Source organism: Streptomyces sp. NPDC005794 (assembly GCF_042871445.1).
Taxonomy (GTDB): Bacteria; Actinomycetota; Actinomycetes; order Streptomycetales; family Streptomycetaceae; genus Streptomyces.
In genome coordinates this window covers 148,414-163,110 of record NZ_JBIAIN010000005.1, presented here as the reverse complement: position 1 = coordinate 163,110, position 14,697 = coordinate 148,414, and the positions used below count along the sequence as shown (strand labels likewise).

At 69.8% G+C, this 14,697-nt stretch carries 17 protein-coding genes; 9 read left to right on the top strand and 8 right to left on the bottom strand.

Annotated features, from left to right (window positions below):
• Positions 1–148 precede the first annotated feature (148 nt).
• Entirely contained in the window at positions 149–433 is a 285-nt protein-coding gene (locus tag ACFYQ5_RS10010) for a hypothetical protein (RefSeq protein ID WP_389195766.1), read from the bottom strand.
• A gap of 185 nt (positions 434–618) precedes the next feature.
• Between ACFYQ5_RS10010 and ACFYQ5_RS10005 the strand changes: the two genes are divergently transcribed.
• From ACFYQ5_RS10005 to ACFYQ5_RS09990, 4 genes are all read left to right on the top strand, one after another.
• Complete coding sequence (locus ACFYQ5_RS10005; protein WP_389195763.1) at positions 619–1,071, top strand: hypothetical protein; 453 nt, start codon at positions 619–621, stop codon at positions 1,069–1,071.
• Positions 1,068–1,220: a hypothetical protein gene (locus tag ACFYQ5_RS10000; RefSeq protein WP_389195760.1), complete on the top strand. Its 153-nt coding sequence runs from the start codon at positions 1,068–1,070 to the stop codon at positions 1,218–1,220. The genes ACFYQ5_RS10005 and ACFYQ5_RS10000 overlap by 4 nt, the downstream gene beginning before the upstream one ends.
• A gap of 98 nt (positions 1,221–1,318) precedes the next feature.
• On the top strand, positions 1,319–2,326 hold the full coding sequence (locus ACFYQ5_RS09995; RefSeq protein WP_389195758.1) for a hypothetical protein: 1,008 nt from the start codon (positions 1,319–1,321) through the stop codon (positions 2,324–2,326).
• Positions 2,326–2,652, top strand: coding sequence for a hypothetical protein (locus ACFYQ5_RS09990; protein WP_389195755.1), 327 nt, complete (start codon positions 2,326–2,328; stop codon positions 2,650–2,652). The genes ACFYQ5_RS09995 and ACFYQ5_RS09990 overlap by 1 nt, the downstream gene beginning before the upstream one ends.
• A 145-nt stretch (positions 2,653–2,797) precedes the next feature.
• On the opposite strand, the gene ACFYQ5_RS09985 is transcribed toward ACFYQ5_RS09990, so the two are convergent.
• The gene (locus ACFYQ5_RS09985; protein ID WP_389195752.1) at positions 2,798–3,079 is read right to left on the bottom strand and encodes a hypothetical protein; all 282 of its coding nucleotides are present in this window, start codon (positions 3,077–3,079) and stop codon (positions 2,798–2,800) included.
• Positions 3,076–3,360: a hypothetical protein gene (locus ACFYQ5_RS09980; protein ID WP_389195749.1), complete on the bottom strand. Its 285-nt coding sequence runs from the start codon at positions 3,358–3,360 to the stop codon at positions 3,076–3,078. The genes ACFYQ5_RS09985 and ACFYQ5_RS09980 overlap by 4 nt, the downstream gene beginning before the upstream one ends.
• Positions 3,361–3,536: 176 nt before the next feature.
• Between ACFYQ5_RS09980 and ACFYQ5_RS09975 the strand changes: the two genes are divergently transcribed.
• Together ACFYQ5_RS09975 and ACFYQ5_RS09970 are read left to right on the top strand one after the other, a co-directional pair.
• Positions 3,537–4,379 carry a helix-turn-helix domain-containing protein gene (locus ACFYQ5_RS09975; RefSeq protein ID WP_389195746.1) on the top strand — a complete coding sequence of 281 codons (843 nt, stop codon included), beginning with the start codon at positions 3,537–3,539 and terminating at the stop codon, positions 4,377–4,379.
• Positions 4,361–4,570: a DUF397 domain-containing protein gene (locus ACFYQ5_RS09970; protein WP_389195743.1), complete on the top strand. Its 210-nt coding sequence runs from the start codon at positions 4,361–4,363 to the stop codon at positions 4,568–4,570. Before ACFYQ5_RS09975 ends, ACFYQ5_RS09970 begins: the two co-directional genes overlap by 19 nt.
• A gap of 86 nt (positions 4,571–4,656) precedes the next feature.
• Here the strand turns inward: ACFYQ5_RS09970 and fdhD are convergent, their stop codons facing one another.
• From fdhD to ACFYQ5_RS09945, 5 genes are read right to left on the bottom strand one after another with little or no spacing between them, the layout of a single operon-like run.
• Entirely contained in the window at positions 4,657–5,505 is an 849-nt protein-coding gene (gene fdhD / locus ACFYQ5_RS09965) for a formate dehydrogenase accessory sulfurtransferase FdhD (protein WP_389195740.1), read from the bottom strand.
• A 5-nt stretch (positions 5,506–5,510) separates the two neighbouring features.
• The gene (locus tag ACFYQ5_RS09960; RefSeq protein ID WP_389195737.1) at positions 5,511–6,371 is read right to left on the bottom strand and encodes a 2Fe-2S iron-sulfur cluster-binding protein; all 861 of its coding nucleotides are present in this window, start codon (positions 6,369–6,371) and stop codon (positions 5,511–5,513) included.
• Positions 6,368–8,332, bottom strand: a complete 1,965-nt coding sequence (locus ACFYQ5_RS09955; RefSeq protein WP_389195734.1) for an NAD(P)H-dependent oxidoreductase subunit E — start codon at positions 8,330–8,332, stop codon at positions 6,368–6,370. Before ACFYQ5_RS09955 ends, ACFYQ5_RS09960 begins: the two co-directional genes overlap by 4 nt.
• Positions 8,323–10,278: a molybdopterin oxidoreductase family protein gene (locus tag ACFYQ5_RS09950; protein WP_389195731.1), complete on the bottom strand. Its 1,956-nt coding sequence runs from the start codon at positions 10,276–10,278 to the stop codon at positions 8,323–8,325. Before ACFYQ5_RS09950 ends, ACFYQ5_RS09955 begins: the two co-directional genes overlap by 10 nt.
• On the bottom strand, positions 10,275–11,264 hold the full coding sequence (locus tag ACFYQ5_RS09945) for a 2-dehydropantoate 2-reductase (protein WP_389195728.1): 990 nt from the start codon (positions 11,262–11,264) through the stop codon (positions 10,275–10,277). The genes ACFYQ5_RS09950 and ACFYQ5_RS09945 overlap by 4 nt, the downstream gene beginning before the upstream one ends.
• A gap of 278 nt (positions 11,265–11,542) precedes the next feature.
• Here ACFYQ5_RS09945 and ACFYQ5_RS09940 point away from each other — a divergent pair, with 278 nt between their 5' ends.
• The 3 genes from ACFYQ5_RS09940 (at position 11,543) to ACFYQ5_RS09930 (ending at position 14,656) form a co-directional block, all read left to right on the top strand.
• Positions 11,543–12,493, top strand: a complete 951-nt coding sequence (locus tag ACFYQ5_RS09940) for a beta-ketoacyl-ACP synthase III (RefSeq protein WP_389195725.1) — start codon at positions 11,543–11,545, stop codon at positions 12,491–12,493.
• Positions 12,494–12,567: 74 nt separating this feature from the next.
• Complete coding sequence (locus tag ACFYQ5_RS09935; RefSeq protein WP_389195722.1) at positions 12,568–13,245, top strand: GntR family transcriptional regulator; 678 nt, start codon at positions 12,568–12,570, stop codon at positions 13,243–13,245.
• Positions 13,246–13,474: 229 nt separating this feature from the next.
• Positions 13,475–14,656 carry an ROK family protein gene (locus tag ACFYQ5_RS09930; RefSeq protein ID WP_389195719.1) on the top strand — a complete coding sequence of 394 codons (1,182 nt, stop codon included), beginning with the start codon at positions 13,475–13,477 and terminating at the stop codon, positions 14,654–14,656.
• Positions 14,657–14,697 lie beyond the last annotated feature (41 nt).

Genomic DNA, 14,697 nt, shown 5'->3' with positions numbered 1-14,697 from the left:
AAGCATTCTCTTGAGCCGGCGGGGCCGCCCGTCCCCACACCGTACAAGGCACCGCTCCGGCGTACCGGCTTCTCCCACCTGGCTCGGACTGCTCGCCGCTGTCGCCCCTCCTGTCCTGCGGCGTGGCATGGGCCTCGCTGCGCCGTCATCAAGTGTCGTACCCGGCCCGGCCGGTGTGCGGGGAGCCCCGCATGTCGCCGAGTCCGAGGCCGGTGCGGCTGCGGGCATTGGCCTCGGCGACGCGGGCGCTCAGCAGCTCGGCGGGGGCGAGTGGCCGGAGGCGGGCCGGGTCCGCGTCCCACTCCCGGCCCCCGCCCCCGCCGAGCGGGTGGAGCTGGAGGTAGGGACCTTCGTGGCCCGTCACCAGGCCCACCCGGCCGCTTTCGTTGTCGTGCACGGCCGCCCCGACGCGGAGGGCACCGTCATCGGGCACCTGCCGCTCCGGTCCTGATCACCGTAGCGAGGGCATGCGCCACGGGAGCGGAGCAGACGCCGAGGTGGACGAGCGGGCTCATTGGTAATGGCTCCGATTCAGTCCAATACCGGTGCCGTATGCCTGCGATCACCCCATAGGATTATGTGCTGCGCTGTGACGTGCTGACAACTGCGGGGGGATGTGTGTCGTTCGATGAGGAATGGGCAAGTCTGAAGTCCGAGGCGCTGGCCCGCCGGGCTGCCGGTATGCAGCTCAACCAGCTACCGGCCGACCGAGGCGGCGGCCCCGGAGGTGCGCCCGCCGGTGGCACGCTCGACTACAACAGTGCGTCCATAAATGGAAACGCCAACCTGCTGATCGAGATAGCGGGCTTTCTGCACGAGGGGCGGCCGGACGGCGACCTGTGCACCATGGCACGGGAACCGAGGGCGCATGGGGACGTGGCCGCGCAGGTAGAACGCTTCGGCAGGTTCGCTGACGATCAGTACCAGGACGCGGTTGCGCTCTTCGCGGCTCTTGCCATGAAGCTCAAGAGCACCGGGACGGATTTCGTGACCGTGGACGATGGCAGTGCTCAGCAGTTCCTGGAAACGATCCTGCGCGACGGCAGCTACGTAGCGCCGGAGGCGAAGTGAGCCAGCTGAGCCACCGCAGTGACGTCGAGTTCCTGGAGGGTTGCAACCCGGCCCTTGTGGAGCGGAACGCCGATGAATTCCTGCGCATACGCAACATGCTGGCGGAGGCTGACGAGCCCGCCGAGCGGGCTGAGAAGAAGACGCACTGAGCCACTACTCCAACGGCAAGGCCGATGAGCAGGCCCTGGCTGCACTGATCGCCACGAAGGGAACCGCGATCACGCGTGAGGCACAGGACGCGGAGCCGATGCGCCAGTGGGAGGACATGCGTGGCACAACGGGTGTGCTCGACTTCTTCGCTGAGCTGGCCATGGATGTCGACGACATCAAGAATGAGGCGAACCGGTTACATGATGCCGCTGGGGGCAATTTTCACCTCGCCAGGAAAACGGAGAAGGAAGCGCGGAATATATGCGTACACGAAATGAAGCAGGCTTACGACCTGCTGCCTGAATTTCGATTGCGGAATGTCCCGCGCGTAGACATTGTCTCAGCCATTGCCGCCATGCAGCGCGAGGCCCACGAGGCCCGCAGCAACCCTCTGACCCAGCTGCCCGGCAGTGGACCGAAACAGGGCTACACGGCAGAGGTTGGCAGCGCTCCGATCTCGCCGACGCTTCGTGACATCAGAACGCAGGTCGCCAACCTGCCTCAGGCGAAGGACGGTTACTGGCTTCCTCCAACCTCGGACCAGGAGAAGAAGGAGTGGATCGCGGCGAACAAGGAGATCATTCAGGCTGCGGCGAAGAACTCCGGACTGCCTCCGGACATGCTCGCGGGCATCGCGTGGCAGGAGGTCGCAGGCCAGCCGGGGTACGCGGACGACGTGGTCGATACGATCCGTGAGCAGGCCGACGCACCCTGGGGGCTGAGCCCCATCTCGCCGGAGAATTTGCCGGACCGTCTCGGGGGCAGCCCCGATGAGACCTCCTTCGGTCCCATCGCGATCCAGGTCCGACGTGGTGCTGAGGTGCTCGGCTATGATCCGGACAACCTGACCGAACACCAGCGCGCCGTCGTGGAAGAGTCCCTCCAGGACCCCGGGCAGAATATTTTCATCGCGTCCGAATACCTGGCGCAACTCAAGGCGGAGAGTGAGTTCGCCAATGTGTCAGCGGCGGACATGACATCCGCCCAGTACCAAGAACTTGCCGCGCGGTACAACGGCGGTCCCTACTGGGAAGGGGACCAGGCCCAGGCGTACGGCCGGGGATTCAACAACGACCTCGAGAACGCCAGGGAAGCACTTCGCTGATGTCCGACCAGCTCGAAACCACACCCATGCCCGGAGACGACAGTGGCTGCCTTCGACGGGTCATGGCAGTGCCGCTGACGATCCTCTACGCGATTGCTGCCTTCTGCTGTTACACAGCCCTGATCACCCGCCCCTCCGGGAACTGGGACCAGGACGCGTACGGCGCGATCGCGTTGATGTGCTTTCTCGCCATCGCAGTCAGCGCGCTCGGGGTGCTTGTCACCGTCGTCCCTCCCACTGTGCGCCGTGCCATGGGTCCCTGGTGGCTGACGCCGCCGCTGATCCTCAGCACGATCGCGGTGGCCCGGTGGGTTCTGGGCGGTTGACGGCTGTCCGGAGGTCGCGGCCGTGCAGTCCACCGGAGCAGATTCGGGCCTTGCCTGCCGACCGCAGTCGGCTACATAGCCGGTTGGGGTGCGCCCCCGACGCAAGCAGTTGGTGAAGGCGTCCCCAAAGGGCTTCGCTGTGCTGTCATCGGGCGTCGCCCTCGGACCGCTCGGCGTGCGGGGAGCCCCGTATGTCGCCGAGACCGAGGCCGGTGCGGCTGCGGGCGTTGGCCTCGGCGACCCGGGCGCTCAGCAACTCGGCCGGGCCTAGCGGCCGTAGGCGGTCCGGGTCCGCGTCCCACTCGCGGCCACCGCCGAGCGGGCGGAGCTGGAGGTACGGCCCTACGTGGCCCATCACCAGGCCCACCCGACCGCTGCCACCGTCGTGCACGGCTGTCCCGACGCGCGGGACACCGGCATCGGTCACCGGGTCGCTCCGTTCCTGATCACCGCGGCCAGGGCGTGCGCGACGGGGGCGGAGCAGACGCCGAGGTGGACGAGGGCGTGGCGGGTCTGCCGTGTGCTGCCGTCGTCCTCGGTGTCCGGCCACGGGGTACGGACATCCATCGCGGGCAGTTGGATACCGGCGCCGCTCAGCGCGGCGGCGAGGGCGTCGCGCGCATCGACTGCCTCCTGGATCCTGGCCGTTGGCGTGTGCACCACCTGGCGTGTCCTGCGGGGGAGGGGCGGCTTCTGCGGCTGCGTCATGGGTGTCTTCCTTCGGGTGTTCTTTCGCGGATTCCTCTGTCCGGCCACACGCCAGGAATTACGTTGCGTGAGGGGATCGTTACGAGAATGGCCCAGGTCAGGGCTGTGACACACCGAGGGCGGGGTGTGCCTCTCCGGCGGGCCCCGCACGTTCCACACGTTCCACGGAGGACACGATGCCGACGAGGCGAGCGGTCACAGGCCGCAGCAGGGAACCACGCGCACGGTTTGCGGAGGAGCTACGGCGCCTGCGCGCCGAGCGCGGCGACAGTCTGCGGCAGCTCGGCGAACGGCTGGGCTGGGACTGGTCGTTGTTCGGGAAGATGGAGAAGGGCGAGACGGTCGGCGGGCCTGAGGTCGTGGAGGCCCTGGACCAGCACTACGGGACGCCGGGTCTGCTGCTGGCGCTGTGGGAACTGGCGATCAGTGATCAGACGCAGTTCAAGGAGCGGTACCGGCGCTACATGGCCCTTGAGGCGGAGGCGACCAGCCTGTGGCACTTCGCGGTGAGCGTGCTGCCGGGGTTGTTGCAGACCTCAGGCTATGCGCGAGAGCTTCTCTCAGCGGGTGGTCTCAAGGGGGACGCCTTGGACCAGCAGGTCGAGGCACGGATGGGGCGACGGGAACTGCTTGCCGGTGAAGAACCACCGCAGTTCCGGACCATTCTGTCGGAGGCCGTGCTGAGGACGCCGTTGCGCGATCCGCAGCAGTGGCGGCAGCAGTTGGAGTATCTGCGAGAGGTGGGAGAGCGGGACGACGCCACTGTGCAGGTGGCACCGTTCAGTGCAGGGTTGCACGGCCTCACCAACGCTGACGTGATGTTTCTCCGCCTGCCCGATGGACGTACCGTTGCCTACGCCGAGAACGGGTACAGGGGCGAACTCGTCGAGGAAACTGCGTCGGTTGAACGGCTGCAACGTGCGTACGATTCGGTGCGCGACCTAGCTCTGTCACCACCCGACTCGCGGAAGTTCATTCTGCGCATCCTGGAGGACGTATCGTGCGATCCCTCGATCTGACCGCTGCCGTCTGGCAGAAGAGCAGCTACAGCAACCAGGACGGCGGCCAGTGCCTTGAGGTTGCGGGCGGCTTCACCGCCGTGATTCCCGTGCGTGACAGCAAGAACCCTCACGGCCCCGCGCTCACCTTCGCGGCACACGGCTGGTCGTCGTTCGTGTCCGCCGTCAAGGACGGCGCCGTGGGCGCCTGACACGCGTCGCCCACGAGAGGGCCCGGCCGGCGCAGGGGGCGCTCCCCGCCGGCCGGACCCCTGCCCCGTGCAGCGGGCGGGCCGGATCAGCCCTGGGCCACCGTCGCATCAAGGGCGATGCGGTGGTCTCCCGCGTACACGTTCATGGACTGCCCCCGCAGGAAGCCGACGAGGGTCAGTCCGCTCTCGGCCGCCAGATCCACGGCCAGCGACGACGGCGCCGAGACCGCCGCCAGCATCGGGATCCCCGCCATCACCGCCTTCTGCGCCAGCTCGAAGGAGGCCCGCCCCGACACCAGCAGGATCGCCTGCGAGAGCGGCAGGCGGTCGTCCGTGAGGGCGCGGCCCACGAGCTTGTCGACCGCGTTGTGGCGGCCGACGTCCTCCCGGATGTCCAGCAGCTCTCCCTCCGGCGAGAACAGCGCCGCCGCGTGCAGGCCCCCGGTCCGGTCGAACACCCGCTGCGCCTCGCGCAGCCGGTCGGGGAGGGCCGAGAGCAGCGCGGGCGTCACCCGGACCGGGGGAGTATCCGCGACGGGATGGCGGGTCGTGGTGCGGACCGCGTCGAGGCTCGCCTTGCCGCACAGCCCGCAGGACGAGGTGGTGTAGACGTTGCGCTCCAGCGTGATGTCGGGGACCACGACGCCGGGCGCGAGCTTCACGTCCACCACGTTGTACGTGTTCACACCGTCGGCGGTCGCCCCGGCGCAGTACACGATGGACTGCACCTCGGAGCCCTCACCGATCACGCCCTCGCTCACCAGGAAGCCCGCCGCCAGGGCGAAGTCGTCGCCCGGGGTACGCATCGTGATGGCGAGCGGCTTGCCGTTCAGCCTGATCTCCAGGGGCTCCTCGGCGACGAGGGTGTCGGGGCGGGTCGTGACCGCCCCGTCCCGGATGCGGATGGTGCGGCGACGCTCGGTGACCCGTCCCATAGCCGTCAATCCCGATTCTGTACGTGTTGGAAGCCGAAACGGCCCTTGATACAGAGGTTGCCATGGGTCACGGGGTTGTCGTGCGGCGAGGTGACCTTGACGATCTCGTTGTCCTGCACGTGGAGGGTCACGTTGCAGCCCACGCCGCAGTAGGCACAGATGGTCGTGGTCTGCGTCTGCGCGGGCTCGTCCCACGTCCCCGCCGCCCGCATGCCGAACTCCGTGCTGAACGAGAGCGCGCCGGTCGGGCACACCTCGATGCAGTTCCCGCAGAAGACACAGGCCGAGTCGGGGAGCGCGGCGTCGTGCTCGGTGGAGATGCGGGCGTCGAAACCGCGCCCCGAGACGGCGATGGCGAACGTGTTCTGCCACTGCTCACCGCAGGCGTCGACGCACTTGTAGCAGAGGATGCACTTGTCGTAGTCGCGGACGTACAGCTCGTTGTCGATCTTCGGCTGTTCATTCATCCGGGCGGCTTCCGCGCCGAAGCGGTCCGGCTTCGCCTCGTACTCCTTGATCCACTCCTCGGCCCGTGGGGTCGTCGACAGGTCCGTCGACGAGGCCAGCAGCTCCAGGACCACCTTCCTGCTGTGCCGGGCCCGCTCGGTGTCGGTGCGGACCGTCATGCCCGGCTCGGCGCGGCGGGAGCAGGCCGGGGCGAGCGTGCGGGCACCCTCCACCTCGACCACGCACACCCGGCAGGCGTTCTTCGGGGTGAGCGTGTCCCCCTGGCACAGGGTCGGGATGTCCTTGCCCGCCGTCCGGCAGGCGTCCAGGAGCGTCGAGCCCTCCGGGACCCGGGTCTCCTCGCCGTCCAGCGTGAACGAGACGAGCCGGCGCGGCGGCTGAAGCGGCACAGCGGTCACTTGTAGACCCCCAGACGGTCGATGGCGGACTCCACGGCGTTCCACGCGGTCTGGCCGAGACCGCAGATCGAGGCGTCCCGCATGGCCTGCCCCACCTCTCTCATGAGCGCGATGTCCTCGGCGGCGCCGGCGCCCGTACGGTCCACGATCCGGTGCAGCGCCTCCTCCTGGCGGACCGTGCCCACCCGGCAGGGCACGCACTGGCCGCACGACTCGTCCCGGAAGAACTCCGCGATGCGCAGCAGCACACGGGGGAGCTCCACCGAGCCGTCCAGGACCAGGACCACGCCCGAACCCAGCGTCGTCCCGGCAGCCCGGGTGCCCTCGAAGGTGAGCGGGATGTCCAGCTCGTCGGGGCGGACGAAACCGCCCGCCGCACCGCCGAGGAGTACCGCCCGCATGTCCTCGGGCGGGCCCGCGAGGGCCAGCAGCTCACGCAGGTTCGCGCCGAAGGGCAGTTCGTAGACGCCCGGGCGGGCCACCTGCCCGGAGACGCAGAACAGCTTGGTGCCGGTGGACGTCTCCGTGCCGGTCGCGGCGTACGCGGCGGCGCCGTGCTCCAGGATCGGCAGCACGTTCACCAGCGTCTCGACGTTGTTGACCGCGGTCGGCTTGCCGAAGAGACCCTTCTCCACCGGGAAGGGCGGTTTGGAGCGCGGTTCGCCGCGCTGCCCCTCGATCGAGTTGAAGATCGCGGTCTCCTCGCCGCAGATGTACGCACCCGCGCCGCGCCGGATCTCGATGTCGAACGCGTACCCCTGCCCGAGGACGTCGGGGCCGAGCAGTCCGCGGGTGCGGGCGCTCGTCAACGCGTGGCTGAGCCGTTCGTACACCCGGGGGTACTCGCCGCGCAGGTAGATGTAGCCCTGGTGGGCGCCGATGGCATACCCGGCGATCGTCATCGCCTCGATCAGGGCGTACGGATCACCCTCCATCAGCACCCGGTCCTTGAAGGTGCCGGGTTCGCTCTCGTCGGCGTTGCACACCAGGTAGTGCGGGCCGTCGGCCTGCTGGGCGGTGGCCTGCCACTTGCGTCCGGTGGGGAAGGCGGCGCCGCCCCGGCCGACGAGCCCAGCGTCCAGCACCTCGCGGATGACCCCGGCGGGGCCGAGCGCGAAGGCGCGGCGCAGCGCGGTGTAGCCGCCGGTGGAGCGGTAGTCGTCGAGCGAGGCGGGATCCACGGTGCCGATGCGCCTGAGCAGCACGAGGGTGGGGGCGCCGGCCTGGGGGACGGCCGCGCCGGCCGGGGGCTCGGCGGGGGCCGACTCGGGAGCGCGGGTGGCTGCGACGAGGGCGGGCGCGGTGGCTGGGGCGAGCACGGCGGAGCGGCGGGGGGCGCCTGCGGTGGGCTCTTCGGGGGCTCCGCCCCCGGACCCCCGCTCCTCGAACTCCCCCGGACTCCGTCCGGGGGGACCCCCAAGGGGCTGGATTTGCCTGAAGTTCCGGAGGTCTGGATTCGCCCCCGCCTGCAGCAGGAGCGCCGCCGGGGCCCTTTCGCACAGGCCCAGGCAGGGGCTCTCCTGCCAGACCGCGCCCTCCGCCGGGGTGCCCGGCGCGCCCAGGCGTTCGGTGAGGTCCGCGCACACGGCCGCCGAGCCACGAGCCGCGCAAGCGAGGTCCGTGCAGACGTGCAGCACCTTCGCCGGGCGGGGCCGCACCGAGAACATCGCGTAGAAGGTCGCGACGCCGTACGCCTCCGCGGGGGGCACGGTCAGCCGTCGGCAGATGTAGTCCAGTGCGCCCTCGCTGATCCAGCCCACCCGGTCGTTCACCGCGTGCAGCGCGGGCAGCAGCTGGTCGCGGCGGTCCTTGGCCGCCGCGGCGCCGCCCTTCGCCCAGCGCAGATCCTCGTCCGTGCGCTCGGCGGCACCCTCCCAGCCGGACGGTGGAGGTCCCAACAGGGTGTCCACCGCTTCCCGTTCGGCGTCGGAGGGGGCGGCGTCGGTGTACCTCAGGTCCATGCGGGCACCAGCTTCTCTATCCGTACGGCGGAGGCCTTGAACTCGGCGGTGCCGGCGATCGGGCAGTTCGCCTCGATGGTCAGCTGGTTGGTGTCGACCTCGTCCGGGAAGTGCATCGTCATGAAGGCCAGCCCCGGCCGCAGCCCCGGGTCGATCCAGACGGGCGCAGTGACACTGCCCCGCCGGGACGCCACCCGCACCTCCTCGCCCACGGCGACACCGTAGGACTCCGCGTCCTCCGGGCAGAGCTCGATGTACTCGCCCCGGCGCAGCGGAGACGCGTAACTCCCGCTCTGGACGCCGGTGTTGTACGAGTCCAGGCGCCGCCCGGTCGTGAGTCGCAGCGGGTAGGACTCGTCCGTGAGGTCGACCGGCGGGTCGTGCTGCACCAGGCCGAACGCCGCTGCCGGACCGCGCCGCGCCGGATCGGTCTCCCAGAGCCGGGCGTGCAGGAAGCTGGAGGGCAGCTTCTCCGTGTCGGGGCAGGGCCACTGCAGCCCCTGGTGCTCCGCGAGCCGCTCGTACGTCATCCCGAAGTGGTCGGGGGAGAGGGAGCGCAGTTCGTTCCAGACGGTCTCGGCGTCCTCGAACTTCCAGTCGTGGCCCAGCCGTCCGGCCATGGCACAGATGATGTCGATGTCCTCGCGGGCCTCGCCCGGCGGTACGAGCGCGGCCCGGACCCGCTGGACGCGCCGTTCGCTGCTGGTCGTCGTGCCGTCGGTCTCGGCCCAGGCGGCGGTGGCGGGCAGGACGACGTCGGCCAGTTGGGCGGTCCTGGTCAGGAAGATGTCCTGCACCACCAGATGGTCCAGGGCCTCCAGCCGGCGCACCGCCTGGTCGCTGTCCGCCTCCGACTGTGCGGGGTTCTCCCCGATGCAGTACACCGCGCGCAGTTCGCCGGTATCCATCGCCTCGAACATCTCGGTCAGGGTCTTGCCGTAGCGCGGCTGGATGACGGTGTCCCAGGACCGTTCGAACTTCTGCCGGACGGGCGGGTCGAGGATGTCCTGGAAGCCGGGCAGTTTGTTGGGGATGGCTCCCATGTCGCCGCCGCCCTGCACGTTGTTCTGCCCGCGCAGGGGCTGGACCCCGGAGCCGTACCGTCCGACATGGCCGGTGAGCAGGCAGAGGTTGATCAGCGCCCGGACGTTGTCGGTGCCGTTGTGGTGCTCGGTGATGCCCAGGGTCCAGCAGAGCTGGGCGCGTTCGGCTGTGGCGTAGGCGTGGGCGAGGTCCCGGATCGCTTCGGCCGGGACTCCGGTCACCTTCTCGGCGGCGGTCAGGGTCCAGGGTTCGACGAGCGCCGCGTACTCCTCGTACCCGCTGGTCGCGCGGTCCACGAAGGCCCGGTTGGCCAGTCCCGCGTGGATGATCTCGCGGCCGATGGCGTGGGCGAGCGGGATGTCGGTGCCGACATCGAGGCCGAGCCAGCTCTCCGCCCATTCGGCGGTCGAGGTGCGGCGGGGGTCGACGGCGTGCATGCGGGCCCCGTTGTGGATGCCCTTCAGCACGTGCTGGAAGAAGATCGGGTGCGCGAAACGGGCGTTGGAGCCCCACATCACGATCATGTCGGTGTGCTCCACCTCCTCGTACGAGGAGGTGCCGCCGCCGGAGCCGAAGGCGGCCGAGAGTCCGGCGACGCTGGGGGCGTGGCAGGTGCGGTTGCAGGAGTCGACGTTGTTGGTGCCCATCACGACGCGGGTGAACTTCTGGGCCACGTAGTTCATCTCGTTGGTGGCCCGGGCGCAGGACAGCATCGCGAAGGCGTCGGGGCCGTACGTCTCGCGGGTCTGCCGGAATCCGGCAGCGGCCCGCGTCAGTGCCTCGTCCCAGCCGGCCCGGCGCAGCACGCCGTCCTCCGCGCGGACGAGGGGATGGGTGAGGCGTTCGTACGTCTTGGGCTGCCGGCCCTTACGGTTCCTGCCGCCGGTGCGTTCGGTGTTCATGGTGCGCTCCCTGCCGGTGCCGAGGACGTGGTGGCGAGGAGATCGGCGAGCGCGTGCACGGCGCGCAGCGTCGGTACGGGCGTTCCGGCCAGCTCGGCCAGCTCGACGACGGCCGCGAGCAGCACGTCGAGTTCGAGGGGTTTGCCCTTCTCCAGGTCCTGGAGGGTGGATGTCTTGTGATCGCCGACGCGCTCCGCGCCGGCGATGCGCCGCTCCACGGAGATCTCGGGACGGCAGCCGACGGCCGCCGCCACTTGGAGGGTTTCGCGCATCATCGACTCGACGAGTGCGCGGGTGTCCGGATGGCGGCAGATCTGGCCCATGGTGGCGCGGGCCAGCGCGCTGATCGGGTTGAAGGAGATGTTGCCGAGCAGTTTGATCCAGATGTCGTTGCGGAGATCGGACTCCACGGGGCACTTGAGTCCGCCCGCGACCATGGCCTCGCTGAAGTCCAGACAGCGTCGGGACACCGACCGGTCCGGCTCGCCGATGGAGAACCGGGTGCCTTCGAGGTGGCGTACGACGCCCGGTGCCTCGATCTCGGTGGCGGCGTAGACCACGCATCCGATGGCGCGTTCGGGCGGGAGGGCGGCGCTCACCGAGCCCGCAGGGTCGACACTGTCGAGCCGGCGGCCGGTGTACGGGCCTGCCAGGCCGTGGAAGTACCACCAGGGGATGCCGTTCTGGGCGGCTATCACCGCGGTGTCCTGGTGCATCAGCGGATGGACCAGTGGTCCCGACAGGGCGTACGAGTTGGCCTTGAGGCCGAGGAACACGTAGTCGACGGGCCCGACGTCGGACGGGTCGTCGGTGGCGGCGGGTCGTGCGGTGAAGTCACCGCGCGGGCTCAGCACGCGCACGCCGTCGCGGCGCATGGCCGCCAGATGCGGGCCCCGGGCGATGAGATGGACCTCGGCGCCTGCGCGGTGGAGCGCGGCCCCGACATAGGCGCCGATGGCTCCGGCGCCGACAACTGCGACTTTCACGGGGCTCTCCGTTCGGTGAGAGGACCGAGCGAGGGTGTCAAGTCGACAGAATATTGTCTACAGTATGCCTTCGTGGAGGGTCAATACTCGTGACAGCGTGTGGCTGGTCCGTTCGCGACTCCGGCGTGGTCGCCGGGTTCTCCGTGAGAGTTCCCGGGAAGCTGTTCGAGACGCTCCAAGCTCGGGCCCGGAATCCTGTGGGGTTACGTGCCCTTGTACCGATCGGTAGCAACCAAGACTGGATAGTTCCTGCCAGACGTAGCGAGGGGAACCCGTACATGACCGGCTCACGTGTCGTGGCGCTCGGCCACTATCAGCCTGCCAAGGTCCTCACCAACGACGATCTGGCGGCTCTGGTCGACACCAGCGACGAGTGGATCACCAGTCGGGTCGGCATCAAGACCCGGCACGTGGGCGGCCCTGACGAGCCCGTGGACGAACTGGCCGCGCACGCGGCGGCCAAGGCGCTCGCCTCGGCCGGGCTGCAGCCCGCGGACATCGACATGGTCCTCGTCGCCACCTCCACGGCCATCGACCGCTCGCCGAGCATGTCCGCCAGGGTCGCCGCCCGCCTGGGAATGGGTTCGCCGGCCGTCATGGACATCAACGTGGTCTGTTCCGGGTTCACCCACGCGCTGGCCACCGCCGACCACGCCATCCGGGCCGGAGCCGCCACCCGGGCCCTCGTCATCGGCGCCGACAAGATGGGTGACATCGTCGACTGGACGGACCGCTCCACCTGCGTCCTGATGGGCGACGGAGCGGGGGCCGCCGTGGTCACCGCCGACCCCGACGCGGGTGACAGGCCCGGGATCGGGCCCGTCCTGTGGGGTTCGGTGCCGGAGATGGGTAATGCCGTACGGATCGAGGGCACGCCCCCGCGGTTCTCGCAGGAAGGGCAGTCCGTCTACCGCTGGGCCACCACGCAGCTGCCGCCGATCGCCCGCAAGGTCTGCGAGCGGGCCGGCGTCACACCCGAGGACCTCGCCGCGGTGGTGCTGCACCAGGCCAACCTGAGGATCATCGAACCCGTCGCCCGGAAGATCGGTGCCGTCAACGCGGTCATCGCCCGGGACGTCGTGCATTCCGGCAACACCTCGGCCGCGTCGATCCCGATGGCCCTGTCCAAACTGGTGGAGCGGGGTGAGGTCGAGAGTGGTGCGCCGGCCCTGCTCTTCGGCTTCGGCGGGAATCTTTCGTATGCGGGTCAGGTGATCCGCTGCCCCTGACGCCCCCGCCATGGCATTGTGCTCGGTAGACTGTAGACGATAAGCACTTGCCGGGCGCCCGGAGGGGGACCGCGATGTTGTCCGCAGGACTGCCGCAAGGAACGGTGCCGAAGCTGGAGCGGCCCGGGCCGTTGCGCGAGCGCGTCTACGAGGCGCTTCTCGAGCTGATCACCACGCGCGCCCTCAGCCCCGGCCAGCACCTGGTCGAAAGTGAACTGGCCGGGCATCTGGGGGTGTCGCGGCAGCCGGTGCGCGAGGCGCTCCAGCGGCTGAACACCGAGGGCTGGGTCGATCTGCGCCCCGCCCAGGGCGCGTTCGTCCACGAGCCCACCGAGGAGGAGGCGGACCAGCTGCTCTCGGTCCGTACCCTGCTGGAGGCCGAGGCCGCACGGCTGGCCGCCGCCCACTCCGGCCGGCCGGGCATCGAAGCCCTGGAGGAGTTGTGCTCCCAGGGGGAGCGGGCCGTCGCAGCCGACGACGTGGACCTCGCCGTCGCCACGAACGCCGCGTTCCACGCCAAGGTCATGGAGCTGGCCGGCAACGTGGTCCTGTCCGAGCTCGCCGCGCAGGTGGACCGCAGGGTCCGCTGGTACTACACGCCGGTGGCCCGTCAGCGCGGCACGCAGTCCTGGATCGAACACCGGGAGCTGATCGAGGCGATCGCCTCCAGGGACGAACAGCGGGCGACCGAGATCATGCGGGCGCACACCGAGCACACCCGCAAGACGTACCACGAGCGTGACCAGGGCTGAATCATCGCCTGACGAAGGCCGGGGCCGGTGCGCCCCGGCCTTTTCGCGTCGGCGTACGGCCGGCCGGCGGCTCCGGCCAGGCCGCCGTGGGGCGCATCTTTGTCCTGAGTGTGGAGAAAGTTGGGGCGGATTCCTGCTCAACTTCTTCCCACCCCGGTAAACCGCTGCTACGTTCCCCTCGAAAGCCCGACGGACTGGCCGATGTGGCGGGGAGGGACGTGTGAGACGCATGACGGCTCGACCCGCGAACACGCACCAGGCGCGACTGCTCCGGCTGTTGCGTGACGGAGGGCCCAACTCCCGTGCACAGCTGGGCGATCAGGTAGACCTCTCACGCTCCAAGCTCGCCGTCGAGGTGGACCGGCTCCTGGAGACCGGGCTCGTCGTGGCCGACGGACTCGCCGCCTCCCGCGGTGGCCGTCGCTCCCACAACATCCGGCTCGCCCCCGGACTGCGCTTCCTCGGCGTCGACATCGGCGCCACCTCCGTCGATGTGGCCGTCACCAACGCCGAGTTGGAGGTACTGGGACACCTCAACCACCCGATGGACGTACGGGAAGGACCCGTCGCCATCTTCGAACAGGTGCTGGCGATGGCGGCCAAGCTCCGGGCCTCCGGACTCGCCGAAGGATTCGACGGCGCCGGTATCGGCGTACCGGGACCGGTCCGTTTCCCCGAGGGCGTACCGGTCGCGCCGCCGATCATGCCCGGCTGGGACGGCTTCCCCGTACGGGAGGCACTCAGCCAGGAACTCGGCTGCCCCGTCATGGTCGACAACGATGTGAACCTGATGGCGCTGGGGGAGCAGCACGCGGGCGTCGCCCGTTCCGTGGGCGACTTCCTCTGCGTCAAGATCGGTACGGGTATCGGCTGCGGCATCGTGGTGGGCGGCGAGGTCTACCGCGGCACGACGGGCAGCGCCGGGGACATCGGCCACATCCAGGTGGAACCGGACGGGCGTGCCTGCGCCTGCGGCAACCGGGGCTGCCTGGAGGCGCACTTCAGCGGCGCGGCACTCGCCCGCGACGCCGAGGACGCGGCCCGCGCCGGCCGGTCACCTGAGCTGGCGGCCCGGCTGGACAAGGCCGGAAAGCTCACGGCCGTCGATGTGGCGGCCGCCGCGGCGGCCGGAGATCCCACAGCGCTGGACCTGATCCGCCAGGGCGGCAACCGGGTCGGTCAGGTCATCGCCGGACTCGTCAGCTTCTTCAACCCGGGCCTCGTCGTGATCGGCGGCGGGGTGACCGGGCTCGGCCACAACCTGCTGGCCAGTGTCCGTACCCAGGTCTACCGGCAGTCCCTGCCGCTGGCCACGGGCAACCTCCCCATCGTCCTCGGTGAACTGGGGCCCGTCGCCGGAGTGACCGGCGCGGCCAGGCTCATCAGCGACCACCTGTTCTCGCCGGCCTGATGTCCGGGACGGCGCGCCGTCCGGCACGCCCTTCGCCTCCA